This is a genomic window from Streptomyces sp. NPDC005195, assembly GCF_040608315.1.
Classification (GTDB): Bacteria; Actinomycetota; Actinomycetes; order Streptomycetales; family Streptomycetaceae; genus Streptomyces; species Streptomyces kaempferi.
This window is the reverse complement of the sequence record NZ_JBEXHZ010000410.1, coordinates 1-1,010: the sequence shown is the minus strand read 5'-3', so window position 1 is coordinate 1,010 and position 1,010 is coordinate 1. Positions and strand designations below refer to the sequence as shown.

At 66.3% G+C, this 1,010-nt stretch carries 1 protein-coding gene; it reads right to left on the bottom strand.

Going from position 1 to position 1,010, the window contains the following annotated elements:
- Positions 1–241: 241 nt before the first annotated feature.
- Entirely contained in the window at positions 242–733 is a 492-nt protein-coding gene (locus ABZV34_RS39990; protein ID WP_356288389.1) for a hypothetical protein, read from the bottom strand.
- Positions 734–1,010: the final 277 nt, after the last annotated feature.

The following is a 1,010-nucleotide window of genomic DNA, read 5'->3' as shown; positions in this document are numbered from 1 at the left end:
CACCGCCCCGCTCGCCCTCCGCGTCCCGTCCACCAGCTGAACTCCAGCCACCCACGGCACCCGGTCCGGGCCGAGGTCCGCCCGTGCGCGGCGAGCGCGACGGAGCCGGCCTGTGCCCGGAATGTTCAAGTCTGCGCGTAGTGGGCATGGGTGGGGCAGCAGCACCACATGCCGGAGAACCCGGCCCGATTGCAGCGGGCCGGGTTCTCCATGCGGTGCGGATGGTGCGGTGACGCCGTTACTACCAGCGGTGGTGGTCCTCGACGACGCGGAAGCTGCCCACGACGCCGTTCTTGACCTTCACGCCACCGTGGACGCGGAAGGGCATGACACCGTTGCTGGTGCTCCACGGGCCGACGGTGGCGACGGGCGAACCGTTGTCACAGGTGGCGCCGCGGAAGACCTCGACGGTCTTGTGGCTGTCGTTGCGGACGTTGAAACTACGCGAGCCGAGGCCGCTGATCACGGTGATGCAGCCCCAGCTCTGGGCGGAGTACGTACGCTCGTTGAAGTCGATGTGACCCTCGTAGTGGCCACGGCCACCACGGTCGCCGCCACCTCCTCCTCCTTCGTTACCCTTCGACTGCCCGCTGTCGCCACCCATGGGAGCAACCTGCTTGACGACGGGGGCGGCCTCAGGAGCCGCGGCGGCCGAGGCGTAGGTGACGCCCGTGGCGACGAGGGCCGTAGCAGCCGCAGCGGCGGCCGTCACGGCAATGTTGCGCGTGGTCATGTCACTTTCCCAATCTCTGAGACGTCGGCCAAGCAGCCGATCTATGAGAGAACGTACCGATAATCGCTTTATCTGCCATATCGGACACGCGGGAGTTTCACAGCACCACCCGAATGGACGCGGGTACCCCGTCATCACACGCTCCGAGCACATCTGACGCACCCCCAAAGGTGCCTCTGACGTGCAATGCCGGTGATTTAGCGCATCAGTGCAGGTAGAGCGCTCGGCGATGGTTGTTTTGGGTGAGTTGGCCCCTGGGACGCAGGTGATCTGCCAC

Coding starts and splice junctions, on each gene's coding strand:
- ABZV34_RS39990 (WP_356288389.1), bottom strand. CDS start 733: ATGACCACGCGCAACATTGCCGTGACGGCCGCCGCTGCGGCTGCTACG.